The 26,766-nt window shown below is 61.0% G+C and carries 21 protein-coding genes; 18 read left to right on the top strand and 3 right to left on the bottom strand.

Annotated elements, in window-relative coordinates:
* Positions 1-519: 519 nt before the first annotated feature.
* The 6 genes from YH63_RS02955 to YH63_RS02930 all read left to right on the top strand — a co-directional run bounded on the left by YH63_RS02955 (position 520) and on the right by YH63_RS02930 (position 7,420).
* A complete protein-coding gene (locus tag YH63_RS02955; RefSeq protein WP_046828886.1) occupies positions 520-1,290 on the top strand; it encodes a sugar transferase in 771 nt (256 codons plus the stop codon).
* Positions 1,291-1,364: 74 nt separating this feature from the next.
* Positions 1,365-2,798 (top strand): mannose-1-phosphate guanylyltransferase/mannose-6-phosphate isomerase, encoded by a 1,434-nt coding sequence (locus tag YH63_RS02950; protein WP_046828887.1) that lies wholly within the window; start codon positions 1,365-1,367, stop codon positions 2,796-2,798.
* A gap of 136 nt (positions 2,799-2,934) precedes the next feature.
* A complete protein-coding gene (locus YH63_RS02945) occupies positions 2,935-3,654 on the top strand; it encodes an FkbM family methyltransferase (protein WP_246658002.1) in 720 nt (239 codons plus the stop codon).
* An 80-nt stretch (positions 3,655-3,734) separates the two neighbouring features.
* Positions 3,735-5,054, top strand: a complete 1,320-nt coding sequence (locus YH63_RS02940; protein WP_046828889.1) for a UDP-glucose dehydrogenase family protein — start codon at positions 3,735-3,737, stop codon at positions 5,052-5,054.
* A gap of 195 nt (positions 5,055-5,249) precedes the next feature.
* Positions 5,250-6,239 (top strand): Bug family tripartite tricarboxylate transporter substrate binding protein, encoded by a 990-nt coding sequence (locus YH63_RS02935; RefSeq protein WP_046828890.1) that lies wholly within the window; start codon positions 5,250-5,252, stop codon positions 6,237-6,239.
* A 254-nt stretch (positions 6,240-6,493) separates the two neighbouring features.
* Positions 6,494-7,420, top strand: a complete 927-nt coding sequence (locus tag YH63_RS02930) for a hypothetical protein (protein ID WP_170978649.1) — start codon at positions 6,494-6,496, stop codon at positions 7,418-7,420.
* On the opposite strand, the gene YH63_RS02925 is transcribed toward YH63_RS02930, so the two are convergent.
* Positions 7,362-8,429, bottom strand: coding sequence for a DUF2332 domain-containing protein (locus tag YH63_RS02925; RefSeq protein WP_083992654.1), 1,068 nt, complete (start codon positions 8,427-8,429; stop codon positions 7,362-7,364). The genes YH63_RS02930 and YH63_RS02925 overlap by 59 nt on opposite strands.
* A gap of 300 nt (positions 8,430-8,729) precedes the next feature.
* Here YH63_RS02925 and YH63_RS02920 point away from each other — a divergent pair, with 300 nt between their 5' ends.
* Entirely contained in the window at positions 8,730-9,491 is a 762-nt protein-coding gene (locus tag YH63_RS02920) for an alpha/beta hydrolase family protein (RefSeq protein WP_046828892.1), read from the top strand.
* A 27-nt stretch (positions 9,492-9,518) separates the two neighbouring features.
* On the opposite strand, the gene YH63_RS02915 is transcribed toward YH63_RS02920, so the two are convergent.
* Positions 9,519-10,187 (bottom strand): GntR family transcriptional regulator, encoded by a 669-nt coding sequence (locus YH63_RS02915; RefSeq protein ID WP_083992655.1) that lies wholly within the window; start codon positions 10,185-10,187, stop codon positions 9,519-9,521.
* Positions 10,188-10,425: 238 nt separating this feature from the next.
* Here YH63_RS02915 and YH63_RS02910 point away from each other — a divergent pair, with 238 nt between their 5' ends.
* Positions 10,426-11,226, top strand: a complete 801-nt coding sequence (locus YH63_RS02910) for a phytanoyl-CoA dioxygenase family protein (protein WP_046828893.1) — start codon at positions 10,426-10,428, stop codon at positions 11,224-11,226.
* A 151-nt stretch (positions 11,227-11,377) separates the two neighbouring features.
* Complete coding sequence (locus YH63_RS02905) at positions 11,378-12,682, top strand: NAD(P)H-dependent oxidoreductase (RefSeq protein WP_046828894.1); 1,305 nt, start codon at positions 11,378-11,380, stop codon at positions 12,680-12,682.
* A gap of 4 nt (positions 12,683-12,686) precedes the next feature.
* Here the strand turns inward: YH63_RS02905 and YH63_RS02900 are convergent, their stop codons facing one another.
* Entirely contained in the window at positions 12,687-13,049 is a 363-nt protein-coding gene (locus YH63_RS02900; protein WP_046828895.1) for a nuclear transport factor 2 family protein, read from the bottom strand.
* 200 nt (positions 13,050-13,249) lie between these two features.
* Between YH63_RS02900 and YH63_RS02895 the strand changes: the two genes are divergently transcribed.
* The 9 genes from YH63_RS02895 (at position 13,250) to YH63_RS02855 (ending at position 26,733) form a co-directional block, all read left to right on the top strand.
* On the top strand, positions 13,250-14,416 hold the full coding sequence (locus YH63_RS02895) for an acyl-CoA dehydrogenase family protein (RefSeq protein WP_046828896.1): 1,167 nt from the start codon (positions 13,250-13,252) through the stop codon (positions 14,414-14,416).
* A gap of 174 nt (positions 14,417-14,590) precedes the next feature.
* Positions 14,591-15,118, top strand: a complete 528-nt coding sequence (locus YH63_RS02890; protein ID WP_046828897.1) for a cupin domain-containing protein — start codon at positions 14,591-14,593, stop codon at positions 15,116-15,118.
* 216 nt (positions 15,119-15,334) lie between these two features.
* Positions 15,335-16,387, top strand: a complete 1,053-nt coding sequence (locus YH63_RS02885) for an efflux RND transporter periplasmic adaptor subunit (protein ID WP_433995088.1) — start codon at positions 15,335-15,337, stop codon at positions 16,385-16,387.
* 17 nt (positions 16,388-16,404) lie between these two features.
* Complete coding sequence (locus tag YH63_RS02880; RefSeq protein WP_046828899.1) at positions 16,405-19,542, top strand: efflux RND transporter permease subunit; 3,138 nt, start codon at positions 16,405-16,407, stop codon at positions 19,540-19,542.
* A 17-nt stretch (positions 19,543-19,559) separates the two neighbouring features.
* A complete protein-coding gene (locus YH63_RS02875; protein WP_046828900.1) occupies positions 19,560-20,207 on the top strand; it encodes a TetR/AcrR family transcriptional regulator in 648 nt (215 codons plus the stop codon).
* Positions 20,200-20,817 (top strand): flavin reductase family protein, encoded by a 618-nt coding sequence (locus YH63_RS02870; RefSeq protein ID WP_046828901.1) that lies wholly within the window; start codon positions 20,200-20,202, stop codon positions 20,815-20,817. Before YH63_RS02875 ends, YH63_RS02870 begins: the two co-directional genes overlap by 8 nt.
* 273 nt (positions 20,818-21,090) lie before the next feature.
* Positions 21,091-23,352, top strand: a complete 2,262-nt coding sequence (locus YH63_RS02865; RefSeq protein WP_046828902.1) for an acyl-CoA dehydrogenase — start codon at positions 21,091-21,093, stop codon at positions 23,350-23,352.
* A complete protein-coding gene (locus tag YH63_RS02860; protein ID WP_046828903.1) occupies positions 23,352-24,635 on the top strand; it encodes an acetyl-CoA C-acetyltransferase in 1,284 nt (427 codons plus the stop codon). The genes YH63_RS02865 and YH63_RS02860 overlap by 1 nt, the downstream gene beginning before the upstream one ends.
* A gap of 10 nt (positions 24,636-24,645) precedes the next feature.
* Positions 24,646-26,733, top strand: coding sequence for a 3-hydroxyacyl-CoA dehydrogenase NAD-binding domain-containing protein (locus tag YH63_RS02855; protein WP_046828904.1), 2,088 nt, complete (start codon positions 24,646-24,648; stop codon positions 26,731-26,733).
* Positions 26,734-26,766: the final 33 nt, after the last annotated feature.

Genomic DNA, 26,766 nt, shown 5'->3' with positions numbered 1-26,766 from the left:
TCGTTGTCTCGATCTTCCGTAGCTGGACAATCATCTTGCGGGCTCGCTGTGAGCTAAATCCATCTTCCCCGAGAGGAGTCTAAGGAGTCTCTTTTAGTTTTTAGTGAACGAATTTGCACAAAGTATCGGCGCGGCTGCTCGCGCATGACGCGGGTGCGACATTGCGCCTGTTTAATTCGATAATCGACTCCATTCTTGAATCTTGTCCACGTCGTTGATTGTGCATGGCAGTGTCAACGAAATTGCAGCGTAAGAAATCGGCATCGCACTCTAAGCGCTTCGCAGCGCGATAAATTTTCGCGTTGCAAAATTTTTATGAGTCTCGCGCGCGAGTCGTGTGCGCGAATTTTTCGTTTTGCCGCCCCATTTCGTACAAAACTTTAGGAAACCTTCGCGCCGCTGAAGGTTGGCACCTTCGTCATCCTCATGTGCTTCGCGCCTGCGAAGCATTCGTGTGGAGCGATGCCATCCAGTGCAGGTGTTGAGTTCCGATAGACGTCCAGTTGAAAGCAAGAGCAAATGGCCGCGACAGTCACGACCCGTTTTGTTCAGGATAACTCGGCAACGCCATGGAAGGGGACGCGGCTGATCTCGGTTCGCCCGGTCGAATATGCCAGCAGCAGTCCCTATCGCAGCCGCAACGCCTATCGCTCTCGCGCCGCCGTTCGCATTTCGCACACCGAGCCGGCCGTTGCATTCAGCAAACGGCTATTCGACACATCGGCTGCCGCGCTCGCGCTTCTCTTCTTCGCTCCGCTGTTGATTGCGATCGCGATTGCGATCAAGGCGACGTCGCGCGGACCGGTATTCTTTCGGCAGTATCGCTATGGATACCGCAATCAGCTATTCAAGATTTATAAATTCCGTTCGATGCATGTGAATCTTGGCGATGCCGCGGGTATCCAGCAGACCGTTCAGGGTGATTCCAGGGTGACCCGTGTCGGGCAGATCCTGAGAAGCACGAGCCTCGATGAGCTTCCGCAACTAATCAATGTGGTGAAGGGCGATATGTCGCTTGTCGGGCCGCGCCCTCATGTGCCGGGGATGCTCGCGGCCAACATGCCCTATGAAGACCTGGTCCCTTACTATTTTCAGCGCCATACCGCGCGACCCGGGATCACCGGGCTCGCTCAGGTGAGTGGCTGCAGAGGCAGCACGGTCGAACCGAATCTGGCGATTGCACGGATCGATCATGATCTCGATTACATCGAGAAATGGTCGCTGCGGATGGATATCACGATCATCGCACGTACGGTGCGGCGGGAATTCTTGTCTGGCAGCGGATTTTGACAGCGTCATTTGATCCGACTCGACGGCTATCTCGTCCACTATCTCGTCACTTATGTAATTCCCCGGGGGCAACAATGACGCAGCGACAACACCGTATCATTCCTGTTCTTCTGTCGGGCGGGACCGGCTCGCGGCTGTGGCCGTTGTCTCGGGAAACCTATCCCAAACAATTGCTCTCTCTGCTCGGTGAGAAGACGCTGCTGCAGCAGACCGCGCTGCGCGTGAACGATCCCGCGATGTTCGGCGGAATGATGGTCGTTGCGAATGCGGAGCACCGCTTCGCTGTCGCCGAGCAACTGCGTGGAGCAGGCGTCATAAATCCGACCATCGTGCTCGAGCCTTTCGGGCAGAATACGGCACCGGCTGTCGCCCTTGCCGCGCTTGTCGCGCATGAGTCCGATCCGGATGCGATCATTCTCGCCATGCCGGTAGATCATTGGGTTGGTGACGCGGCTGCGTTCCGCAAAGCGGTCAACGTCGGCATGACAGCAGCGCAGGCGGGCCAGTTTGTCCTGTTTGGTTTACGTCCGACCTCGCCGGCAACCGGATTCGGTTATATCCGCGCGAGTAACGAGCTTGCTGCCGCACCCGGCGTCCATCAGGTCGCAGGATTCGTGGAGAAACCGGATTTGCCCACCGCGGAGCGGCTTCTTGCCACCAGCGACCATCTCTGGAACAGCGGAATCTTTCTGCTGCCGGTGCGATTGCTTATCGAGGAACTGTCGCGGCTGGCGCCGGATATCCTCGCGGCATGCCGAGCCGCGTTGGCGGGCGCGACACGCGATCTTGATTTTCTGCGTCTCGATGAAGCGGCCTTCCGGGCGTGCCCATCGGTGTCGCTGGACTACGCCGTGATGGAAAAGACAGATTCGGCTGCAGTGGTTCCGGCGGATTTCAACTGGAGCGATATCGGAAGCTGGTCGGCGCTATGGGAGATGGGTAACAAGGATAGTTCCGGCAATGTGGCGATTGGTGATGTGGTCATGGAGGACGCCAGCGGATGCTACGTCCGCGGCGAGGGGCCTCTGGTCGCCGCCCTGGGCGTCGATGATCTCATTATCACGGCGACACCGGATGTCGTGCTCGTTGCGTCGAAGGATCGCGATCAGGACGTCGCCAAGCTCGTGGGCCGGTTGAAAGCCAGCGGCCATCGCTCGGCGACCCAGACCCAGTCCGTTCATCGGCCGTGGGGCTACTATCAGTCGATTCACGCTGGCGATCGCTTTCAGGTCAAGCGGATCACGGTCAATCCGGGCGCCAAGCTGTCGCTGCAGAAGCATTTTCATCGCGCGGAACATTGGGTGGTCGTAAATGGCACCGCGATCGTCACGCGGGATGACGAGGAAATTCTGCTGCGCGAGAACGAATCGGTTTTCGTCCCGCTGGGATGCATGCATCGCCTCGAAAATCCCGGGAAGGTGCCGCTGAACCTCATCGAGGTGCAATCGGGCCCATATCTCGGCGAGGACGACATTGTGCGCGTGGAAGATATCTACCACCGGGTTTGAGCCTGATCGAAGACTCGGCCATCCGCGTCGGTTCGTGTGATGAGGTAAGAGAAAGGCGGCGGCGATGACAGCTGTGCGGCAAGTCAAGAATGCGCTGAAAGAAACTTTTCCGGGACTCTGGTTGCGGTGGCATTTCATGCACCGTCCCAAAACGGCGGAGGTGGAACTCTCGTTTCTGGACAGGATTGTGCGCAACGATGCCGTCACTGTCGATGTCGGTGCCAATTGCGGGCTCTATACCCGCGAACTGGCGCGGCTTTCGCGCCGCGTACATGCGTTCGAACCGTCGCGGGCAATGGCGGATGTTCTCCGCCGAACGTCGGCGCCGAATGTGGTTGTGCATGAAGTCGCGCTATCCGATCACGAGGGTGCGGCGGAGCTCCTGATTCCGCAAAGCGAGGAGGGCGCGGTTCATGGTCTCGCGTCCCTCGAGCCGCAGGTCGCACTTTCGGCAAAATCCTGCACCGTCCTGAATGTTCCGATGGCGCGTCTTGACGACATGATTCAGGACGATGTTGCCTTCGTGAAAGTCGATGTGGAAGGCCACGAGCTGAATGTTCTGAACGGCGCAGTCGGCCTGCTCGAACGAAGCCGGCCGGTTTTCCTTGTCGAAGCAGAAGACAGGCATCGGCCGCTGGCCACTGAATCGGTTTTCGAGTTCTTTCAGGATCGGGGCTATAGCGGATTTTTTGTCGAGGATGGCGACATCGTCCCGGTCGACCAGTTCGATGTCGAAATCTTTCAGGATCCAAACTCGTTGCTCTCCAATGGCGGGCGCAAAACCGGCCAAGCGTACATCAACAACTTCTTTTTCTTTCCGCCCGGCAAGGACGGATGGGAAATTCTCGCCAGCTAGATAGCGATATATTCTCTACATAACCCGAACGATGCGCGCTGAAAGCGCCGCAGCAATGGCATGACCAGACAGGAATATAGATGCGGATCACGATGGTCGGGGCGGGGTATGTCGGGCTGGTCTCAGGTGCATGTTTTGCTGATTTTGGACACCATGTTGTTTGCATCGACAATGATGTGACCAAGGTGAAGGCGCTCAACCGGGGTGAAATCCCGATCTACGAACCCGGTCTTGCGGAGCTTGTGGCGAGCAATGTCAAGCAACGGCGCCTGAGCTTTTCCGACGATGTGGCTGCGGGAGTTCGCGGCGCCGACGTCGTGTTCATCGCGGTCGGAACGCCGTCACGTCGCGGCGACGGGCATGCGGATCTGTCTTATGTTTACGCCGCGGCGCGCGAGGTGGCCGCGGCATTGTCGGATTTCACGGTGGTGGTGACAAAATCGACGGTTCCGGTCGGCACCGGCGATGAGGTCGAGCGCATCATTCGCGAGCAGAATCCGGACGCGAAGTTTGCTGTCGTCTCGAATCCGGAGTTCCTGCGCGAAGGCGCCGCAATTCGGGATTTCAAGCATCCTGATCGCATCGTGATCGGCACCGATGATACCCGCGCACGCGAGATCATGGCCCAAGTGTACCGGCCGCTTTATCTCAACGCCGCGCCCATTGTTTACACAGATCGCCGCACGGCGGAGTTGATCAAGTACGCGGCGAATTCATTTCTCGCGACTAAAGTCGCCTTCATCAATGAAATCGCCGATCTGGCCGAAAAGGTCGGCGCCAATGTGCAGGAGGTCGCGCGGGGAATTGGTCTCGATAATCGAATCGGTGCCAAGTTCCTGCACGCGGGCCCGGGATACGGCGGATCGTGTTTCCCGAAGGATACGCTGGCTCTGATCAAAACCGGACAGGACAATGAAGCGCCACTGCGGATCATCGAGACCGTCGTCGCGGTGAATGACCAGCGCAAACGCGCCATGGCCCGCAAGGTCGCGAATGCCTTCGGTGGCAATCTGCGCGGAAAGTCCGTGGCTGTGCTGGGAATGACGTTCAAGCCGAACACCGATGACATGCGTGACGCGCCGTCGATCCCGCTGATCACCGCGTTGCAGGACATGGGAGCAACCGTGCGCGCTTTCGATCCGGTTGGCATGGAGCAGGCGAAGAAGGTGCTGGAGGATGTGACCTTCTGCAGCGATGCTTATGAGTGCGCAAAGGGAGCGCATGCGCTGGTTATCGTCACCGAATGGGAGCAGTTTCGCGCGCTCGATCTCAAGGAAATGGCGGTGACCATGGCCACGCCGGTCATTGTCGATCTCCGGAACATCTATTCGCCGGACGAAGTCTCGCGAAACGGATTTCTGTATTGCGGAGTCGGACGCCCGCAGCCGATGGCTTATTGAGTTTCAGTAGGCAGAACGCTCCGCGATCGGCAACGATAATCGATTGTGCGGCGCAAGCATTGGGCCAGGAGGCAGACTGGGGATCATGACCCCGGGGACTGGGGCGCGTTCTTTATGCGCCAATCTGTCCCGTCTTTCGCCCTTGTGCAGGTCGAGACAATGGATACCCTCCTAAAAAAACTCAGGGAGGGGACCATGTCAGAGAAATTCAATCGCCGTCACTTCATCGCCGCGGGCACCGCAGCTGCCGCGATGCCCTTCCTCGGGCGCGGGGCCTCGGCGCAAGCCGCGTGGCCGTCGCGACAAATCCGTATGGTCTGCAGCTACCCGGCCGGCGGGCAGACCGATCTGCTCGCGCGCTCCTTCGGCGAATTCATCGCCAAGCAGGTGGGACAGACCGTCGTCATCGAAAACAAGGCGGGCGCTTCCGGCTCCATTGGTGCTGCGGAAGTCGCGCGCGCGGAGCCCGATGGCCACACGATCCTCTGCTCCATCTCGACAACCTATGTGATGAACCGGGCGATGATGAAGAATCCCGGCTACGACATGGACAAGGACCTGACGCTCGTGAGCATCATCCCGGGCGCCGGGCTGCCGCTGGTCGCGAGCCCGAAATCCGGCGTCACGACGCTGGACGAATTCGTCGCTTTCGCACGCAAGAGCGGCAAGGTGAATTTCGGCACCTATAGCGCGGGCTCCGCCCCGCACATGACGATCAATGAACTCAACAAGCAGTATGGCCTCAACATCGAACCGATCCACTATCGCGGCGAAGCGCCGATGTGGACAGGGCTGATGGAAGGCACGCTCGACGTCGCGATGGGCAGCTACACGGCGGCGCAACCCGTCCTGCAAAGCAATCGCGGTGTTGCGTTTGCGGTGCATTCGAAGAAGGTCGATGCGCTCCCGAACGTCAAGACATTGCCTGAACAAGGCGCGACATCGAAGTTCTTCACAGTGAGCGGCTTTACCGGCTGGGCACTGCCGAAGGCAACGCCGCAGCCGATCGTCGATCGTCTGGCGCAACTCTGCGTGGCGGCGAACAACGATCCGAAAGTGAAAGAGGTCCTCAAGACATTCGTGCTGGAACCTGCGCTTGGCTTTAAGGAAACCAATGCGTTGTATCAGCGCGAATTGCCGGTCTGGATGGAGAGCGCGCAGTCGCTGGGCTTGCAACCGGTCTAGACCGTCAAGACCACTGGCTGCGGCGATCGATCATCCCTCTGGATTTGGCGCCGATTTCTCGCTTGTCGCGAGACCTTTTGTGAGGCATCCTGAAGTGACAAGGCGAGGGCAAGCCGATGATATCGCAATGCCTATTGAAGCCGACTCCGAAAGAGATCGCCGACACCCATGTCCTGTTCCTGGCGCGTCATGCCCTTGACGCCAGCCCTGAACGCAGAGCCAAGTATGGCTATCACGTTGTCTATCACGCCATCTTGCTCAATGCGCTCCGGAGCCTCGGCTTCAGGGTCACGCCGGCGAGCGAACATGCGGTGCTGTTCGGGCCGCTCGATTTCGATTTCCTGTACGCCATTCACTCCCACGCCATCTTCGATGGCCACGAACTGTTGACGCCGGCGATTGCCGCCTATCGTGGCGTGCCCTGCCTCGGAGCGTCCGCGCCCACCCGCGCGATCTCGGAGGACAAGGTGCTGGCCAAGCAGGTGGCTGTGAGCGCGGGGCTTGATGTCGCCGGACACCAAATCATCAGCTCCAGCGATGTCGATCGCAATGGGTTTCACCTCCCTGGCTCCTGGATTCTCAAGCCGCGCGGGGGAATCGCTTCCGACGCGGTGATCAAGGTCGACAGCGAGGCCGACTGGCCCGGCGCGCTAACAGCCATTTCAGATCCGCGTCACGAAGGCCGTGACTTCATCGCTGAAGAATTCGTGCCGGGTCTCAATCTAACGGTTCCGGTGGTGGAGGGATTTCCTCCGGGTTCGCTCACCGTATTCCAGGAAACTGGCCGCCCCGGCGACAACGTTCTGACGAATGAAGGAAAGCGCGGGCTCAACAATACCTACACATCGGCTCCGTATGACGGCCCCGGAGCCAAGGAAGCGCTGAAGGCTACGGCGGACATGGCCGCGCAGGTGTCGCCATTCGACTATGCCCGGTTTGACTTCCGGTATGATCCCGCCACTCGGCGAACCGTATTCATAGAGGTCAACATCGCCTGCAACATGGCCCCGGCGTCGGCCGTCTATCGCGCGGCCGCCTTGCATGGGATCAAATACGAGGAATTGGTGGCGCATGTCCTGACGTACAGTTTCAGGCGCCAGAGAAAGGGACCGAAAGCCTCGCCTAAGCCTGCTTCCACTCCATCGAAAGCCCATGCGGATCGCACACCGCGAGCGTTATGACCCTCCGCTCTCCGTTGAAATACCTGTTGACCTTGAGCGGGTTGAACGTCTCTGTCGGATTGGAATGTGCGACCTCGCCTTCGACAGTGATCCGCCAGACAGGCTTCGTCTTGCTGGCTGCGAACAACGTGTTGTTGATGCTCGTATGCTGGTCGCCGTTGAGCTGATAGCCCATGATCGTGTGATAGACGCACGGCGTTTGATTTGATGGAATTTCAGCCAGCGCGCTGGCCAGGTTCGCCACCGCGTCGCCGCCTCTGATCCGCGGCGGATGCGCGACGATAACCTTCAGCGCGCCATCAAGCTTTGCAAGCCGATCAAGGCGCTCAGGCCAAACAAGAGCCTTGAGCCACCGCTGTTCGTTCGCGTCCCTGCCATCCGTTGGATAAAGCTCGAGGCCGACACGCGATCCAACCGGCGGCGGAAACTGTCTCAAAGGGGGTATGGCAGACCCTTCCAGCACGCATGAAAGGACAAACTGCGCATCTGTCCATCTTTCGAGTCTCGACGTGCCTTTCTCGTCCGTGTATCGATACCCGTATCGGTCAAAGTTCAGATTGAGCCCGGCACTCGATCCGATTTCGACGAGTCCGAGAGGGGTGCCGGTTTCGCGCGCCAGCAGATCGAACGCCGGCAGCAGCAAGGCGCTGCGCCCGACTTCATTGGTATTGGTAGCGCGTTTCGAAATGATCTCGGCAAGCTCGGCTTCGTGAGCGCTGCAAAAGGCAGAGAACAGGTCGAAGGCCCTGTCGTCTGCTGCTCGTTTGCCACCCAGGCTCGGATAGTAGTCCTTGAGTGGATCATCAATGTCCCCAAGCAGGAGATACTGAACCGCTCCGAAAATCAGGTTGGCCGCAGGCTGACCTCTTTTCCGGCCCGCCGCCAAACGTTGTAGCTCCGGGCTCTCCGCAATTCCCAACGACAGCCTCTCGTAGAGAGGAGAACCGCCGCGGCGTGACTCATTCGCAAAAAAGCGGTAATAGTGAGCGCTTGTTTCAAAGACAACCATAATACGAACCCGCAAAAAATGGCGTGGTTATTGATAGTATTAGGGATTGCTCTAGCGCTGGCCGCCAAGTCGGTGGACGAGACGAACCAGCCGTAAATTCTTGCGACCATAAATTCTTGCGCGTCTGACGAACGGAGTCAAATCTTGAATCCGGCTTGCGCATACAGCGTGACAGACGGCGTCCTTCATGATCGAGCGCGTGGCCGCGCGGTACCATACCGCAGCTACGCTCCTGCCCCTCCCGACGGTGTTTATCCCTTGATCCTTGTGTCCCACGGGATCGGCGGAACGTGCGAGTCGATGCCGTATCTCGGGCGGAGCCTGGCCGAAAGCGGATATGTCGCCCTGCATTTGCAGCATCCAGCGACCGACAACTCGGTCTGGCAGCACGCCATGTCTCTTCCGGACGTCTATCGGGCCCTCCGCAGGGCGATGTGGGATGCCAATGCCGCGCGCGCGCGCTTTCAGGATGTGCCTTTCATTCTGCGCGAGCTTGCCAGGCTGAACCACGAAGGGCCGCTGGCCGGGCACCTGGATCTCGGGCGTGTCGGAATGGCCGGCCATTCCTATGGCGGCGTATCGACGATGGTTGCTGCCGGCCAAAGGATGGGGCCAGGCGGACAATGGTTCTTCAAGGAACCCCGCGTCAGGGCTGGCTTGGTGATGAGCCCCAATATGCCCATACAAGGTGGCGACCTGGCCGCGCTCTATCGTGATATCGACATCCCGCTCTTTCACATCACAGGCACGGAAGATGGCAACGCCGTACCGGGCAACGAGGAGTTTGATCCGATACAACGAACCATCCCCTATGAAGTGCTGACGATCCCCCATCAATATCTGCTCGTCCTGGATGGCGCGGGCCATGGCGCGTTTTCCGGTCTGGAGCACGGACCGCACGCTCACGGGGCGGAAGTGGAGACGCGTTATACCAGCGCCGTGGCGGCCGGGGCGCTATTGTTCTTCGACGGCTATCTCAAGGGGGATTCAGCCGCTGTTCAAGCCCTTCGCCATGGTTTCAAGTCCGGGTTGAAGCCAACGGATCGATTTGAATGGAAATAGCTGACGATGCGACGCTCCAGCGAAGCTTCACGATGATTTCGATCCGGGCGCGCCCGTCTTTCCAACCCGCTCGTAAGCCTCGACCAGATGGCGCCGCATCAGTTCGGCGGCAGCATCGCCGTCGCCCCGGATCATCTCTTCGAGAATGCGGCCGTGCTCTTTCCAGACGCTGATCGACATGCCGGGATGGCGCAGCACTTCGCCCATTGCGCGGCGCAGATGCCGCCAGTGCAGCCGCATCGTCTCGGCGATCAGGGGATTGCCGGAGAGATCGTAGATGAATGAGTGGAAGTCCATGTCGGCCTGAAGGCTGGCGCGGCTGTCGCCGGCGGCGACCAGCTTGCGGCCTTGCTCGACCAGCGCGCGTCCGCGCGCGATCGACTCCTTGGTGAGGCGCGGTGTTGCCAGTTTCACGGCGAGCGGCTCGACCGCCGAGCGGATCTGGTAGATCGCCTCAAAGAAATCCGGATCGACCGCCGTGACGGTCAATCCCTGACGTCCCTGCGCGAGGAATCCCTGCGCCTTCAACACCGCCAGCGCGTGAGTCACCGGCTGTCGCGACACATTGAGGCGGGCGGCGATGCTCTCCTGCGTCAAGCGCTCGCCCGGTTTGAACGTGCCGTCGCACAAGGCATCGAGGATCACCTCATAGGCCTGATCGACCAGACTTTTCGGCAGGGCCAGAGATTCCAGCACTTCTCCTCCAAGGATGAGCGAAGAATCACTGAGGCTCTTCGCTGCGCGGCAGCATGGTTGCTGCTTGACAGGGTGGGGTGCAAGCCGCATCCTGAGTTTAGAATACTGAATTCAGAATGCAATATCGATGAGCCGACAACGACCGTCATGCGCCGCCCGTCACGACCGAAGACGCAAAAAGCGCCCCTGAAACAATGACAAACCGGGAAGTGACCCAAAACTTTCAAGGAGGACCCTCATGCGATTGACCCCCGAGCAACTCGAGCAATTCCGCACCGAAGGCTGGCTGTTCTTGCCGGAACTCTTCAACGCCGAGGAAGTCGATGTCCTGCGGCGCGAGGCCATGTCGATCTACGACGAGCAGCGCCCCGAGGTCTGGCGCGAGAAGAGCGGCGCACCGCGCACCGCCTTTGCCGCGCACCTTTATAATGAGGCGTTTCGCTTGCTCGGCGCACATCCGCGCATGATCGAGCCGGTCGAACAGATCTTCGGCGAGAAGGTCTACATGCATCAGTACAAGATCAACGCGAAATCCGCTTTCACGGGCGACGTCTGGCAATGGCATCAGGATTACGGCACCTGGAAGCGCGACGACGGCATGCCGCTGCCGCACGCGATGAACATCGCGGTGTTTCTCGATGAGGTGATGCCGATCAACGGCCCGCTGATGCTGGTGCCGAAAAGCCAGAACGCCGGGGACCTCAAGGCGTCGCACGATCTTGCGACCACGTCCTATCCGCTGTGGACGCTGGACGAGGACACCGTGACCCGCCTCGTCAAGGACGGCGGCATCGTCGCGCCGACCGGCAAGCCCGGCGGCATGCTGATGTTCCACGGCAATCTCGTGCATGGCTCGGCGGGCAACATCACGCCGTATCCGCGCAAGATCGTCTATCTGACGCTGAACGCGGTCTCGAACTACATCCGCACGCCGACCCGGCCGGAGTTCATCGCGCATCGCGACTTCACACCGATCCAGACCGTGGATGACGATGCCTTGGTTCGCTACGCCCGCAGCCGTCGTCAGGCGGCGGAGTAAACAAGCACTTCGTCATGCCTGGCCTTGTGCCGGGCATCCACGTCTTTAAAACCAGAAAACAACAAGACGTAGATGGCCGGGACAAGCCCGGCCATGACGGGACAATTTGGCGATAACCAATTCGCTGACAACCGCTGGATCGAATTCCCAAATGAACCTGCATCACCTCCTTGAAAAGCGCCGCGTGGCGGGAAAGCCCGTGCGCGTGGCGCTGATCGGCGCCGGCAAATTCGGCTCGATGTTTCTCTCTCAGGTGCCGCATACCCCGGGCCTCGACGTGCCGGTGATTGTCGACCTCGATCCGGATCGTGCGCGCGAGGCCTGCCGGACGGTGGGCTGGGACGCTGCTCGGATCGCCGCCACCACTTTCACCAAGGATGGAGCAGCCGCGACCGGTGGCGACGTCGAGGTGATCGTTGAGGCCACAGGTAATCCTGCCGTCGGCATCCGTCATGCGCGCGCGGCGATTGCCGCGGGCAAGCATATCGTGATGGTCAATGTCGAGGCCGATGTGCTGGCCGGGCCGCTGCTGGCGGATGAAGCGCGCAAGGCAGGCGTAGTTTATTCGCTGGCCTATGGCGATCAGCCTGCACTCACCGCCGAGATGGTCGACTGGGCACGCGCTACCGGCTTCAAGGTTGTCGCGGCGGGAAAGGGCACCAAGTATCTGCCGATCTATCACGATGTGACGCCCGCTGGCGTTTGGGGCCACTATGGTCTGACCGCCGCCGAGGCGCAGTCGGCCGGCATGAATCCGCAGATGTTCAACTCGTTTCTGGATGGCACCAAGTCCGCCATCGAGATGGCCGCCATCGCCAATGCCACCGGCCTCGATGTGCCGTCGACCGGCCTGTTGTTTCCACCCTGCGGCGTCGACGATCTGCCGCATTTGATGCGTCCGCGGGACAAAGGCGGCGTGCTGGAGAAATCCGGCGTGGTCGAAGTCGTCTCGTCGCTGGAGCGCGACGGCCGTCCGGTATTTCGCGATCTGCGCTGGGGCGTCTATGTCGTGCTGGAAGCGCCGAACGATTACGCGGCGGATTGTTTCCGCCAATATGGATTGAAGACGGATTCCTCAGGGCGTTTTGCAGCTATGTACAAGCCGTATCACCTGATCGGGCTTGAATTGAATATCTCGGTGCTCTCAGCCGCGCTGCGCAATGAGCCGACCGGACAGCCGCAGGATTTCCGAGGTGATGTTGCGGCGGTCGCCAAGAAAAATCTTCGCGCGGGCGAAATGCTCGACGGCGAGGGCGGCTATACGGTGTGGGGCAAGCTGATGCCGGCGGCCGAGAGCCTCAAGGCCGGTGCGCTGCCGATCGGCCTCGCGCATCGAGTCAAACTGACAAATGACGTCGCGCATGGCGCGGTGGTCCGATGGTCGGACGTGGAGATCGACACGAAGGACGATGCGGTCGCTTTCCGCCGCGCGATGGAAACGAAGTTCTCGCGCTAGCCGCTCAGCGCGTGACGTGCGCTGACACCGCCAGCCACTGGCCGTTGATCCTCGCCCAGACGTCGGTGTAACGGCCCCCGCCGGTGCTGCCGTCCGGCATCAGGTAACTGGTGCGTGCGTGGATGATCGCGACGTCGCCGATGACGCGGATCAGCACGTCTTCCGCCTTGAGATTTTTGATGGCGACCGGGTTTGCGGTCTGCTTCAGAAACCCGGCGCGATCGACCAGCGAGCGGTCCGGATTCGAGCAGTAGAAATCCGGCGCGAGAATTTCATCGAAGCGGCGTACGTCGCTGTTCTGCACGGAGTCGATATAATCGCGATTGAGACCGGCGAGGATGTCGTGATCGGTCACTTTCTGGTCCATGTCCGGTCTCCGATGCGGTTGCGCGCTCGCGTAAATAATATCCCTGCACCCGTGGCCGGCAAGACGAAATGCGCGACGTTCTGCCCTGCGTGACGCGCGGGGATGCGCTGCGATGCAAAACAGTATGACGTTCCCCTTTGCTCAATCTGCCGGGGTCACGTATGTCTCGGTCCCGTCATGTCATTCAGGGATCGATCTCGATGGACTTCGCACTGAACCAGCAACAAGAATCCATTCGCGATGCGATTCTGAAAATCTGCGCCCGTTTCGACGATGCTTATTGGCTGGAGAAGGACCGCGCCGGCGGCTTTCCGCACGAGTTCTATGATGCCATGGCGCAGGCGGGCTGGCTCGGCATCTGTATCCCAGAGGAGTATGGCGGCGCGGGCCTTGGCATCATGGAAGCCGCGATCATGATGCGCGCGATCTCGGAGTCGGGCGCGGGGATGTCGGGCGCCTCCGCGATCCACATGAATGTGTTCGGGCTCAATCCGGTGGTGGTGTTCGGCGACGACGCGCAGCGCGCGCGCATGCTGCCCGGCATCGTCGAGGGCCGCGAGAAGGCGTGCTTCGGCGTGACCGAGCCGAACACCGGGCTCAACACCACGCAGTTGAAAACCCGCGCGGTGCGCAAGGGTGACAGATATGTCGTTAACGGCCAGAAGGTCTGGATATCCACCGCGCAGGTCGCGCACAAGATACTGCTGCTGGCGCGTACCACGCCGCTGGAAGAGGTCAAGAATCCGACCCACGGTCTCAGTCTGTTTTACGCGGATTTCAACCGCGACCAGATCGCGGTGCATGAGATCGAGAAGATGGGCCGCAAGGCCATCGATTCCAATGAACTCTTTATCACCGACTTCGAGATTCCGGTTGAGGACCGCATCGGCGAGGAAGGCCGCGGGTTCGAATACATCCTGCATGGCATGAATCCGGAGCGCGTCCTGATCGCGGCGGAGGCTGTCGGCCTCGGCAAACTCGCACTCGAACGCGCGGCGGCTTACGCGAAGCAGCGCATCGTGTTCAACCGGCCGATCGGACAGAACCAGGCGATCCAGCATCCGCTGGCGAAGAACTGGATCGATCTCGAGGCTGCATGGCTGATGACGATGTCGGCGGCCTGGCAGTACGATCAGGGATTGCCGTGCGGACCTGCCGCGAACGCCGCGAAATATCTCGCGGGCGAGGCGGGGTTTGACGCCTGCCAGCAGGCGGTGATGACCCATGGCGGTTTCGGCTACGCCAAGGAATATCACGTCGAGCGCTATCTTCGCGAAGTGATGATTCCGCGCATCGCACCGATCAGCCCGCAACTAATCCTGAGTTTCATCGGCGAGAAGGTTCTGGGACTGCCGAAGTCATACTAACATCATGCCCGGGCATAGCAGTCGTAGACTGCGTAAACTTGTCTGCGTTCCCGGGCATCCACGTCTTCCATCCTTTGTGCTACAAAGGCGTGCATGGCCGGGACAAGCCCGGCCATGCGGTAACGCTGGGATGAAATCCCTCTGACGTTTAAGAACAAGAATAGAGAGCTGCCAATGTCGCACGATCATCATCATTCCCACGATCACCCGCACGATCATTCTCATGCGCACGACGACGAGCGCTGGAAGCATGACGGTGTGCGGGTCATTCCCGGCAATCAGCTCGACCCGAACGTGCCGTCCACTGCCGGCATGGACCGCAAGGCTGCAATCAATTTCGCGCGCGTCGGCGCACAGAAGCTGTGGGCGGGAACGGTGACCATCAGACCGGATGCGAAGACCGGCGCGCATCATCACGGCCATCTGGAAAGCATCATCTACGTCGTGCGCGGCAAGGCGCGGATGCGCTGGGGCGAGCACCTGCAGTTCACCGCCGAGGCGGGGCCGGGCGATTTCATCTTCGTGCCGCCTTATGTGCCGCATCAGGAAATCAACGCCAGCCCGGACGAAGTGCTGGAATGCGTGCTGGTGCGCAGCGACGGCGAGGCGGTTGCGATCAATCTCGACATTGAGCCGGTGGAAAAGCCGGAGACGGTGTTGTGGATCGATCCGATTCATCGCGATCCGGCAGACAAGACCTAAAAGGACGCCAGAGACGGCAGAAAATGACTGTGCCCTAGTGGGGACCGCCGAAAGGCTTTTCAGACCAAAGGTTTGCGCTGCGGCATTCTGACTAATGACGATTATTGACAATCGTCAATCGTTGTAAGAAGCTTCCGAAAGTACCCAAGGGAGCTTCCGATGCCGCGCATCTTTAAATCTTTTAGCCAAAACAATGGCTTGGCTGTTGTTGTCTTGATGGTTTCCGCTTTGGCGCTGGGCGCCTGCGGCAAAGAGCAGGCGCAGGAGGGCGAGAAAGGTCGCCCGGTCCTGGTCGCCACGGTCCATTATCAGTCGCAATCGCCGGAGCGCAGCTTCGTCGGAACCATCCGCCCCCGTATCGAAACAGACATGGGCTTCCGTGTTCCCGGCAAGGTCGCCAAGCGCCTGGTCGAAGTCGGGCAGATCGTCGATGTCGGCCAGCCGCTGGCGACGCTCGACGAGGTCGATCTCAAATTGCAGGCCGAGCAGGCCGAGGCTGAATTCCGCGCCGCGACCGGCGTGCTGGCGCAGGCAAGCGCCGCCGAGGGCCGCTCCAAGGAGTTGCGCGCCAAGGGCTGGTCCACCGAAGCACAACTCGACCAGGTCAAGGCGGCGGGCGACGAGGCGCGGGCGCGTCTCAACCGCGCCGAGCGTTCGGTTGAACTCACCAAGAACAGCCTGTCCTACGCCCAGATTGTCGCCGATACGCGCGGCGTTGTTACAGCGACGCTGATCGAGCCGGGACAGGTGGTGGCGTCGGGGCAGACCGCGATCCGCGTGGCGCGCTCGGCTGAGAAGGAGGCCGTGGTTGCAGTTCCCGAAACGCTGGTCGCTTTCGCCAAGAGCGGTCAGGCCAGCGTCACGCTGTGGTCGGAGCCGAACAAGAAGTATGCCGCGAAGCTGCGCGAGATCGCGCCCACCGCCGACCCCGCCACCCGCACCTATCTGGCGAAGTTTTCGCTGCCCGGCGCCGATGATGCAGTGTCGCTCGGCATGACGGCAACGCTGACGCTGGCCGATCCCGCCACTGAGCGGGTCGCGCGGCTGCCGCTGTCGGCGCTGTTCAGCCAGGGCAACGGCCCCGCGCTCTATGTCGCCGACGCCAAGACCGGCGAAGTGTCGCTGAAGCCGGTGGCCGTGAAGGCCTATGAGACCAAGGACGTCATCATTACCGGCGGCGTCGAGGAAGGCGCCAGTGTCGTGGTGCTCGGTGTGCAGAAGCTCGATCCGGCCCAGAAGGTCCGTGTCGTCTCGTCGCTGTCGTTCTAAAACCTTACGAGGGTCCGATGAAGCGATTCAATCTCTCCGCCTGGGCTGTGGCGCACCCAACGCTGGTTCTGTTCTTCATCGTGATGCTCGGCATCGCGGGCTTCTTCTCGTATGAGCGGCTCGGCCGCGCGGAAGATCCGTCGTTTACGATCAAGGTGGTCATTATCAACGCGATGTGGCCCGGCGCCACCGCGAAGGAAATGCAGGAGCAGGTCGCCGACCCGATCGAGAAGAAGCTCCAGGAACTGCCGTACTTCGACAAGGTGCAGACCTACACCAAGCCGTCCTTTACGGCGATGACGCTGACCTTCAAGGACAACACGCCGGCGAAGGACGTGCCGCAGCTGTTCTATCAACTGCGCAAGAAGCTCGGCGATATCAAGAACGATCTTCCGCCGAACCTGATCGGGCCGAACATCAACGACGAATACGGCGACGTCGACTCGATTCTCTATATGCTGACAGGCGAAGGCGCCGACTACGCCCAGCTCAAGAAGGTGGCCGAGGGCCTGCGTCAGCGGCTTCTGAAAGTCGAGAACGTCACCAAGGTCAATCTGTACGGCACGCAGGACGAGCGGGTGTTCGTCGAGTTCTCGCACGCCAAGCTGGCGACGCTGGGCATTACGACGCAGGCGCTGTTCGATTCGCTGGCCAAGCAGAACGCAGTGGTTCCCGCGGGCACGGTTGAAACGTCGTCGCAGCGCGTGCCGCTGCGCGTCACCGGCGCTTATGACAGCGTCAAGGCCGTGGCCGAAACCCCGGTCGAGGGTAATGGCCGCGTGTTCCGCCTCGGCGACATTGCCATGGTGACTCACGGTTTCGTCGATCCGCCGAGCTATCAGGTGCGTCAGGAGGGCAAGCCCGCGCTCGGCGTCGGCGTGGTGATGGCGAAGGGCGCTAACATTCTGGACCTCGGCGAAACGATCAAGAAGGCGACCGCTGAATTCATGGCCGCGGTACCGCAGGGCATCGAGATCGAGCAGATCGCCGATCAGCCGAAGGTGGTCGAACATGCCGTCAGCGAGTTCGTGCGCTCTTTTGTCGAGGCGCTGGCGATCGTGCTGTTCGTGAGCTTCCTCGCGCTCGGCTGGCGCACCGGCATCGTGGTGGCGCTGTCCGTGCCGCTGGTGCTGGCGATCGTCTTCATCGTGATGAACGCGATGGGCATGGACCTGCATCGCATCACCCTCGGCGCGCTGATCATTGCGCTCGGCCTCTTGGTCGATGACGCCATCATTGCGGTCGAGATGATGGTGGTGAAAATGGAGCAAGGATGGGACCGCGTGAAGGCGGCATCCTTTGCCTGGGAATCCACCGCGTTCCCGATGCTCACGGGGACGCTGGTCACGGCCGTTGGCTTCCTCCCCATTGGCTTTGCCAATTCGTCCGTCGGCGAATATGCCGGCGGCATCTTCTGGGTGGTGGCGATTGCACTGGTGGCGTCGTGGTTCGTCGCGGTGATCTTCACGCCCTATATCGGCGTCAAGCTGCTGCCGAACTTCAATCACGGCAAGCACAACCACGATCCACACGCGATCTACGAGACGCGGATGTATCGCGGCCTGCGCCGGGTGATCGAATGGTGTGTCCGCCGTCGTGGCACTGTGGTGCTGGCGACCATCGGCGTGTTCGTGCTGTCGATTGTCGGCTTCGGTTATGTGCAGCAGCAATTCTTCCCGCTGTCGGAGCGTCCGGAACTGTTCCTGCAATTGCGTTTGCCGGAAGGCACCGCGTTCAACGTCACCAAGGAAAGCGTCAAGAAGGCGGAAGCGCTGCTCAAGGACGACAAGGATATCGTCACCTACACGACCTATGTCGGCCAGGGATCGCCGCGCTTCTGGCTGGGTCTCAACCCGCAACTGCCGAACGAGGCGTTTTCGGAAACGGTGATCGTCTCGAAGGACGTCGCGGCGCGCGAACGTATCAAGGCACGTCTTGAGAAGGAGGTTGCCAACGGCGCGCTGTCTGAAGCGCGCGTGCGCGTCGACCGCTTCAACTTCGGCCCTCCGGTCGGCTTCCCGGTTCAGTTCCGCGTCGTCGGCCCGGACACCAAGACTGTGCGCGATATCGCCTATCAGGTGCGCGAGGTCATGCGCGGCAACGACAAGGTGGTCGATCCGCATCTCGACTGGAACGAACAGACTCCGTACCTCAAGCTGGCTGTCGATCAGGACCGCGCCCGCGCGCTCGGCCTGACGCCGCAGGACATTTCGCAGTCGCTGGCGATGCTGATTTCCGGCGTGCAGGTGACGACGCTGCGTGACGGTGTCGAGAAGGTCGGGGTGGTTGCTCGCGCCGTGCCGTCGGAACGGCTCGATCTCGGCCATGTTGGCGATCTGACGATCTATTCGCGGGGTGGCGTTGCCGTTCCGTTGTCGCAGATCGCGAAGATTGAGTATGCCCACGAGGAACCGATCCTGTGGCGGCGCAACCGCGACATGGCGATCACCGTGCGCGCTGACATTGTCGACGGCGTGCAGGCGCCCGACGTCACCAGTGCGATCTGGCCCAAGCTTCAAGGCATTCGCGACAGCCTGAAGCCGGCCTACCGCATCGAGATCGGTGGCGCGATCGAGGAGTCCGAGAAGGGCAATGCATCGATCAACAAGCTGTTTCCGCTGATGGTGATCGGCATGCTGACGCTGCTGATGATCCAGTTGCAGAGCTTCTCGCGGCTGGTGCTGGTGTTTATGACCGCGCCGCTCGGTATCGTTGGCGCCTCGCTGGGGCTTAACGTGGCCGGCAGCCCGTTCGGTTTCGTGGCGTTGCTCGGCCTGATCGCGCTGGCCGGCATGATCATGCGCAACTCGGTGATTCTGGTCGATCAGATCGAGACCGACGTCGAGCATGGCCTGACCAGGCGCGAAGCGATCGTCGAGGCCACGGTACGCCGGGCCCGGCCGGTGGTGCTGACCGCGCTGGCGGCGATTCTGGCCATGATTCCGCTGTCCCGGTCGGCCTTCTGGGGGCCGATGGCGATCACCATCATGGGTGGATTGTTCGTTGCAACATTCCTGACTTTGCTGTTCCTGCCCGGCCTCTATGCGTTATGGTTCAGGAAGAGTCTGGACGAGCGGGGCGAGGGCGTGGCTCCGGCGCCTGCGCAACCGGGCCAACTCCGGCATGCACCGCCGCTTGCGACCGCGGCAGAATAACTTGGTACGATGCTGATATGACCATGCTTCACGACGATACCGATTCCGAAAAGAAGGCGTGCATTCTCGCCACGGCGGAGCGCCTGTTTCGCGAGATCGGTTATCTCAAGACCACGGTTGCCGACATCGCCAAGACGCTGAAAATGTCGCCGGCGAACATCTATCGCTTCTTCGATTCCAAGAAGGCGATCCATGAGGGCGTCGCGCGCCGGCTGATGAACGAGGTCGAGACCGAAGCGGAAGCCATCGCCGCCAAGACGACTCATCCTGCTGTGCGGCTGCGCGAGTTGCTGTCCACGGTCAGCCGCATGAACGCCGAGCGTTTCGTCGGCGATGCCAAGATCCACGAGATGGTTGCCATCGCAATGGAGGAGAGCTGGGATGTTTGTGAAGCCCATATCCAGCGGATCACCATGGCGATCGCTTCGGTGATCGCTGAAGGCGCCAAAACCGGCGTGTTCAAGGTCACCGACATCGAACTGGCGGCCTTGAGCACCTGCACCGCGATGCTCCGCTTCTTTCATCCGCAGATGATCGAGCAATGCGCCAAGAAGCCGGGGCCAACCCTCGATCAAATGATAGACTTTATCCTCGCAGCGCTTACTTTAAGTGCGTCCGGCACGATTCCGGGCAGCAGCGGTGCGGGTAAAGTCTCTCATGTCTGATTTTCACTACTACGAACCCTCCCAAGGGCATGGTCTCCGGCACGATCCCTTCAACGCCATAGTCGGTCCCCGGCCCATCGGCTGGATTTCATCGAAAGATGCCAAGGGACACGTCAACCTCGCGCCCTACAGCTTCTTCAACGCCTTCTGCTACGTGCCGCCGATCATCGGCTTTTCCTCGACCGGCTGGAAGGACAGCGTCTCCAACATTCAGGAAACCAAGGAGTTCACCTGGAATCTGGTGACCAAGCATGTCGCCGAGCAGATGAACATGACGTCGGCAACCGTGCCGCACGAGACCGACGAGTTCACGATTTCCGGGCTGACCAAGGTGGCGTCGCGCAAGGTGGACGTGCCGCGGGTTGGCGAAAGTCTGGTCTCGTTCGAGTGCAAACTGACGCAGATGATCCAGCTTCAGGGCGCCGACGGTAAAAAGGCCGATGCCTGGGTCACCTTCGGCGAGGTCGTCGCGGTCCATATCGACAAGAGCCTGATCAAGGACGGCGTTTACCAGACCGCCGAGGCCTATCCGGTCCTGCGCGCGGGGCGGATGGGCGACTATGTCCAGGTCCGGCCCGACATGATGTTCGAGATGGTGCGGCCACGGTAGCGGCATTTTGGCTCAAGTCTTGGTGATTTTTACGGTCTTGCCGATTGTTTAGGAGCCCGGTGCGGAACGTTGCGCCATCCTGCAGGTTATTGAAACGTAGGTGTTTTTGGGGGCTTTCGCTTCAAACGCGACACAACATCGAAGCTGGTTTTCAGCATTGCCTCCGCTAGAGTTGAGGCATGACCTAAACGAAATCCACTCCCACGTTTCCGGATCATGTCCTAGCATTTCAGCCCCGTGGTTACGCTGGCCTTTCCGCAAAAGGATCGTCCCATGAGCTTTTCCTTCCGCCGCGATCTCATCACCCGTCCGATCTTCGCCTGGGCGCACAAGGCGCTGCCGCCGATGTCCGACACCGAGCGCGAGGCGCTTGAGGCCGGTGACGTCTGGTGGGACGCTGACCTGTTCACCGGAAATCCCGACTGGTCGAAGCTGTTGGCCTTCGCGCCGGCAACGTTGACCGAGGAGGAGAAGGCATTTCTGAGCGGACCGGTCGAAGAACTCTGCGCGATGATCGACGACTGGAAGGTCAATTGGGAGTGGCGCGACCTGCCGCCCGAAGTCTGGGAGTTCATCAAACGCAACAAATTCCTCGGCATGATCATTCCGAAGGAATTCGGCGGGCTCGGCTTCTCGCCATACGCACATTCGGAAGTGGTGCGGAAGATTTCGTCGCGCTCGGTGACGGCGGCGGTCACGGTGATGGTGCCGAACTCGCTCGGGCCGGGCGAACTGCTGATGACATTCGGCACCAAGGAGCAGCAGAACAAATGGCTGCCGGGCTTGGCCGAAGGCCGCGAGATTCCGTGTTTCGGCCTGACCAGCCCGGAGGCGGGCTCCGATGCCGCGTCGATGATCGACACCGGCATCATCTGCAAGGGCACCTTCAACGGCAAGGAAACCCTCGGTCTGCGGCTGAACTGGCACAAGCGCTACATCACGCTGGGGCCGGTGGCGACGCTGCTCGGTCTTGCTTTCAAGGCCTACGATCCCGATCACCTGATCGGCAAGGAAGAAGAACTCGGCATTACGGTCGCGCTGATTCCGACCGATCTGCCCGGCGTCAGCATCGGCCATCGTCATTTGCCGGCGATGCAGGTGTTCCAGAACGGTCCGAACTGGGGCAAGGACGTTTTCATTCCGATGGACTTCATCATCGGCGGGCAGGAGCGCATCGGTCAGGGTTGGAAGATGCTGATGACCGCGCTGGCCGCGGGCCGCGGCATTTCGTTGCCGTCGCAGTCGTCGGCCGGTGCGGCGTATTGCGCGCGCGCCACCGGCGCCTATGCGCGCATCCGCGAACAATTCCATGTGCCGATCGGAAAGTTCGAAGGCATCGAGGAGCCGCTGGCCCGCATTGCCGGCATTGCCTATCAGCTCGACGCCGCGCGGCGGCTGACCTGTTCCGCGCTCAATCAGCACATTCATCCCGCCGTAATCTCCGGCATCATGAAGCTGCATGCCACCGAGCGCCTGCGTATTACGGTCGACGATGCGATGGACATTCACGGCGGCAAGGCGGTGATCGACGGCCCGCAGAATTACATGGGAAATCTCTATCGCTCGGTGCCGGTCGCCATCACGGTGGAGGGCGCGAACATTTTGACGCGCAACCTGATCGTATTCGGGCAGGGATCGGTGCGCGCGCATCCTTATCTGCTGCAAGAGATGAACGCGATCAGCGACGCCGATCCGAAGAAGGGTTTGGCCGATTTCGACACTTCATTCTGGAAGCACGTCGGTCATGCGCTCACCAACACCTTCCGCGCGTGGGGCCGAAGCTGGACCGGCGGCATGTTCGCGCCAGCGCCCGATGCGGGTGCCGCGACCGGCTACTATCGACAGCTTTCGCGTTACTCGGCGGCCTTCGCGCTGTGCTCCGACATGGCGCTGCTGACGCTCGGCGGCGCGTTGAAACGCAAGGAAATGCTGTCGGCGCGGTTCGGCGACATTCTCTCCGAACTGTATCTGCTCTCGGCAGCGTTGAAGCGCTGGGAGGACGAAGGCCGTCAGGAGGCGGACTTCGCGGCGCTCGAGTGGGTGATGGCGAACGGCATTCGCACCATCGAAAATCGCCTCGCCGAAGTGATGGCCAACATGCCGAACCGCTTCGTCGCCGTGATCCTGAAGTTCCTGATACAACCGCTCGGCGCCAATCCGCTGGGTCCTTCGGACAAGGTGGTGCACCGTTGCGCGCAGTTGATCCTTGCGCCGGGTGCGGTGCGCGACCGGCTGACCGAGGGCCTCTATCACATCGACGACGACGGCCCGTTGGCGCGGCTGGAGCGCGCCTTCCTGCTCGTCACCGCCAACGAGTCGATCGAGAAGAAAATGCATGCCGCAAAAATCCGCGACTGGAGCGAAGCCGTGAAGAAGGGTGTCATCACCGCCGACGAAGGCACAAAACTCAAGGCGGCGCATGATGCAGTTGCGCTGGTGATCGAGGTCGACGATTTCGCGCCGGAAGCGCTGTCGCCGATCTACAGGAAGCAGCCTGATCTCAAACAGACCTCGCCGGACCGGGCGGCAAGCTGATGGCGCGTCCGGTTTATATCATCGACGGCGCACGCACGCCGTTTCTAAAAGCACAAGGCGGCCCGGGGCCGTTCACCCCAGTCGATCTCGCGGTTCAGGCCGGGCGGCCCTTGCTGACGCGGCAGCCGTTTGCGCCCACTGCGTTCGACCAGGTCATTCTCGGCTGCGTCAATGTCATCGCCGACGAGATGAATCCCGCCCGCGTCGCGGCGTTACGCCTCGGCATGGGGGAACGCATGGTGGCGTTCACGGTGCAGATCAACTGCGGCTCCGGCATGCAGTCGATTGATACGGCTTACCGGTACATCGAAGCCGGCAAGGCGGACATGATCCTGGCGGGTGGCGCGGAAGCGCTCAGCTACGCGCCGCTGGTGTTTCCACAGTCCGGCGTGCGCTGGTTCGCGAAATTCGCCACCGCGAAGGATTCGCTCTCGAAAGTGACGGCTTTTCTGAAAGCGCGGCCATCCTACTTCAAGCCGATCATCGGGCTGGAGCGCGGGCTGACCGACCCCATCACCGATCTCAATATGGGGCAGACGGCGGAAATCGTCGCATATCTGATGGGTGTGACCCGCGAGCAGGCGGATGCGTACGCGGTGGAAAGCCATCGGCGATTGGCCACTGCGCAGGCGCAGGGCTTCCTGAACGGCGAGGTCGAAACCGCATTCGCGCGCGACGGCAAGTTCTATGATCACGACGACGGCGTACGGCCGGATTCCTCAATGGACAAGCTCGCGAAGCTCAAGCCCGCTTTCGAGCGGCCGTGGGGGCAGGTGACGCCGGGTAACTCGTCACAGATCACCGACGGCGCATGCTGGACCATTCTGGCGTCGGAAGACGCCGTCAACAAATACGGCCTTAAGCCGAAGGCGATCATCGTCGACAGCCAGTGGGCGGGGCTCGATCCCGGCATCATGGGCTTCGGTCCGGTGCTGTCGTCGACCGAACTGTTGAAGCGCAACAGGCTGAAGCTTCAGGACATCGAGACCTGGGAAATCAACGAAGCCTTCGCGTCGCAGTTACTTGGCTGTCTCAAAGCATGGAACGATGACAGGTTCTGCCGCGAGGTGCTTGGCCTTGATGGAGCTGCCGGTCAGATCGATCAGACGAAACTCAACGTCGACGGCGGCGCGATCAGCCTCGGCCATCCGGTCGGCACCAGCGGCAACCGCATCGTACTGCATCTTGTGAATGCGATGAAGCGGCTCGGAACCAAGCGTGGCATCGCCACCGAATGCATCGGCGGCGGCCTCGGCGGCGCGATGCTGATCGAGACAGTGTAAGGGAACGGACATGGATTCACGCATCATGGATGTTCTTAAAGACCGCGTGCTCGAACTCGGGCCGGACCCGGTCGCGGGACCCTACAAGAACTTCAAATTGACGCGCGACGGCGACGGCATCGCCTGGCTGCTGTTCGATCGCGAGGGCACCAGCGCCAACACGCTGTCCGCGAGCGTTCTGGAGGAGTTCGAGACCGTCATCGCGGCGCTGGAAAGCGAGCGCCCTGCGGGCGTGGTCATCCGCTCCGCGAAGCCATCGGGCTTCATCGCGGGCGCGGACGTCAACGAGTTTCGCGGTGTCACAGATCCGCGCGAGGTCGAAACCCAGATGGCGCGCGCGCATGCGGTGGTGGACCGGCTGGAGGCATTGAAGGTTCCGACCGTCGCAGTGATCCACGGCTTCTGTCTCGGCGGCGGTCTTGAAGTGGCTTTGGCCTGCAACACCCGCATCGCCATCGACAATGCGCGTTTCGGGTTTCCTGAAGTGATGCTCGGCCTGCATCCGGGCCTTGGTGGCACCGCGCGCTTCACGCATCTCGTCAGTCCTCTTGAGGCGATGACGATGATGCTGACAGGCAAGACCATCGACGCGCGCAAGGCGAAGACACTGGGTCTGGTCGATTCCGTGACGCAGGAGCGTCATGTCCGCAACGCGGTGAAGGACGCGATCTTCGGGCGGCTTCGGCCGCACAGGCAGGGCCTGCTGGCGAAGGCGATGAATCTCGGGCCGGTCCGCGGATTGCTGGCAAACCGCATGCGCGGCGAGGCGGCGAAGACCGCGCCGAAGGAACACTACCCCGCGCCTTACGCGCTGGTCGATTTGTGGGAGAAGCACGGCGGCGACCGCAAGGCGATGCTGGCTGCGGAGAAAACCTCGTTCGCCGATCTGATGGTGACGCCTACCGCGCAGAACCTGATCCGCGTGTTCTTCCTGCGCGAGCAGATGAAGAAACTCGCCGACGGCAAAAACACGGTGAAGCACGTTCACGTCATTGGCGCGGGTGCCATGGGCGGCGATATCGCCGCCTGGTGCGCCCATCAGGGCCTGCGCGTGACGCTGGCCGACATGAAGGCCGAGCCGATTGCCGGTGCGATCAAGCGTGCGTCGGAGCTATTCGGCAAGATCATCCGCAAGAAGACCGATCTGCGCGATGCACTCGACCGGTTGATTCCGGACATGAACGGTGAGGGCGTGCGCAACGCCGATCTCATTATCGAGGCCGTGCCGGAGAAACTTGAACTCAAGCAGAAGGTCTATGCCGGGCTTGAGCCGATCATGAAGCCGGGCGCGATCCTTGCCACCAACACGTCCAGTATTCCACTGCAGGATCTGCGCACCACGCTGAAGAATCCCGAGCGGCTGCTCGGCTTGCATTTCTTCAATCCCGTCTCGCGCCTGCAACTTGTCGAGTTAGTGAGCCACGATACGGTCGATCCGCAAGCATTAGCGACGGCTTTGAAGTTCGTCGGCGCCATCGATCGCCTGCCGCTGCCGGTGAAGAGTTCGCCGGGCTTCCTCGTCAACCGCGCGCTCACGCCGTACATGCTGGAAGCGATGGTGATGCTCGACGAGAAGGTGGACAAGGCTGTCATCGACGCCGCCGCCGAGAAGTTCGGCATGCCGATGGGGCCGATCGAGCTGGCCGATCAGGTCGGGCTGGATATTTGTCTCGCGGTCGGCGACATGCTGCGCTCGAAATTCGGCGAACAGGCATTGCCCGCGGCACCGGACTGGCTCCGCGACAAGGTGAAGAAAGGCGAGCTTGGCCACAAGACCGGCAAGGGCTTCTTCGAATGGAAGGACGGCAAGGCGGTGAAGATGCCGTCGCCGGTCCAGCCCACCGACGAGATGATCGACCGGCTCATTCTGCCGATGTCCAATGTCTGCGTCGCCTGTCTGCGCGAAGGCATTGTCGATAATGCCGACGTGGTGGATGGCGCGATGATCTTTGGCACCGGTTACGCGCCGTTCCGCGGCGGCCCGCTGAACTACGCCCGCACCCGCGGCGCGGCGAATGTCGCGGCTGCGCTGAAGACGCTGGAAGCAAGATTCGGTGAGCGCTTTAAACCGGATGCCGGGTGGGATACGTTCGCTTGAGACATACTGTCCTTTGACTTCATTTGACGGATT

This window comes from Afipia massiliensis, assembly GCF_001006325.2.
Classification (GTDB): domain Bacteria; phylum Pseudomonadota; class Alphaproteobacteria; order Rhizobiales; family Xanthobacteraceae; genus Afipia; species Afipia massiliensis_A.
The sequence above is the reverse complement of the archived record's forward strand: the minus strand, read 5'-3'. Positions and strand labels throughout refer to the sequence as shown.

What these genes read in the sequence shown, in the direction of transcription:
- YH63_RS02920 (WP_046828892.1), top strand. Translation starts at nt 8,730, where the DNA reads ATGCCGTATCTCGGGCGGAGCCTGGCCGAAAGCGGATATGTCGCCCTG.
- YH63_RS02895 (WP_046828896.1), top strand. Translation starts at nt 13,250, where the DNA reads ATGGACTTCGCACTGAACCAGCAACAAGAATCCATTCGCGATGCGATT.
- YH63_RS02910 (WP_046828893.1), top strand. Translation starts at nt 10,426, where the DNA reads ATGCGATTGACCCCCGAGCAACTCGAGCAATTCCGCACCGAAGGCTGG.
- YH63_RS02870 (WP_046828901.1), top strand. Translation starts at nt 20,200, where the DNA reads ATGTCTGATTTTCACTACTACGAACCCTCCCAAGGGCATGGTCTCCGG.
- YH63_RS02925 (WP_083992654.1), bottom strand. Translation starts at nt 8,429, where the DNA reads ATGGTTGTCTTTGAAACAAGCGCTCACTATTACCGCTTTTTTGCGAAT.
- YH63_RS02905 (WP_046828894.1), top strand. Translation starts at nt 11,378, where the DNA reads ATGAACCTGCATCACCTCCTTGAAAAGCGCCGCGTGGCGGGAAAGCCC.
- YH63_RS02865 (WP_046828902.1), top strand. Translation starts at nt 21,091, where the DNA reads ATGAGCTTTTCCTTCCGCCGCGATCTCATCACCCGTCCGATCTTCGCC.
- YH63_RS02955 (WP_046828886.1), top strand. Translation starts at nt 520, where the DNA reads ATGGCCGCGACAGTCACGACCCGTTTTGTTCAGGATAACTCGGCAACG.
- YH63_RS02885 (WP_433995088.1), top strand. Translation starts at nt 15,335, where the DNA reads ATGGTTTCCGCTTTGGCGCTGGGCGCCTGCGGCAAAGAGCAGGCGCAG.
- YH63_RS02950 (WP_046828887.1), top strand. Translation starts at nt 1,365, where the DNA reads ATGACGCAGCGACAACACCGTATCATTCCTGTTCTTCTGTCGGGCGGG.
- YH63_RS02890 (WP_046828897.1), top strand. Translation starts at nt 14,591, where the DNA reads ATGTCGCACGATCATCATCATTCCCACGATCACCCGCACGATCATTCT.
- YH63_RS02875 (WP_046828900.1), top strand. Translation starts at nt 19,560, where the DNA reads ATGACCATGCTTCACGACGATACCGATTCCGAAAAGAAGGCGTGCATT.
- YH63_RS02860 (WP_046828903.1), top strand. Translation starts at nt 23,352, where the DNA reads ATGGCGCGTCCGGTTTATATCATCGACGGCGCACGCACGCCGTTTCTA.
- YH63_RS02855 (WP_046828904.1), top strand. Translation starts at nt 24,646, where the DNA reads ATGGATTCACGCATCATGGATGTTCTTAAAGACCGCGTGCTCGAACTC.
- YH63_RS02940 (WP_046828889.1), top strand. Translation starts at nt 3,735, where the DNA reads ATGCGGATCACGATGGTCGGGGCGGGGTATGTCGGGCTGGTCTCAGGT.
- YH63_RS02935 (WP_046828890.1), top strand. Translation starts at nt 5,250, where the DNA reads ATGTCAGAGAAATTCAATCGCCGTCACTTCATCGCCGCGGGCACCGCA.
- YH63_RS02880 (WP_046828899.1), top strand. Translation starts at nt 16,405, where the DNA reads ATGAAGCGATTCAATCTCTCCGCCTGGGCTGTGGCGCACCCAACGCTG.
- YH63_RS02945 (WP_246658002.1), top strand. Translation starts at nt 2,935, where the DNA reads ATGCACCGTCCCAAAACGGCGGAGGTGGAACTCTCGTTTCTGGACAGG.
- YH63_RS02900 (WP_046828895.1), bottom strand. Translation starts at nt 13,049, where the DNA reads ATGGACCAGAAAGTGACCGATCACGACATCCTCGCCGGTCTCAATCGC.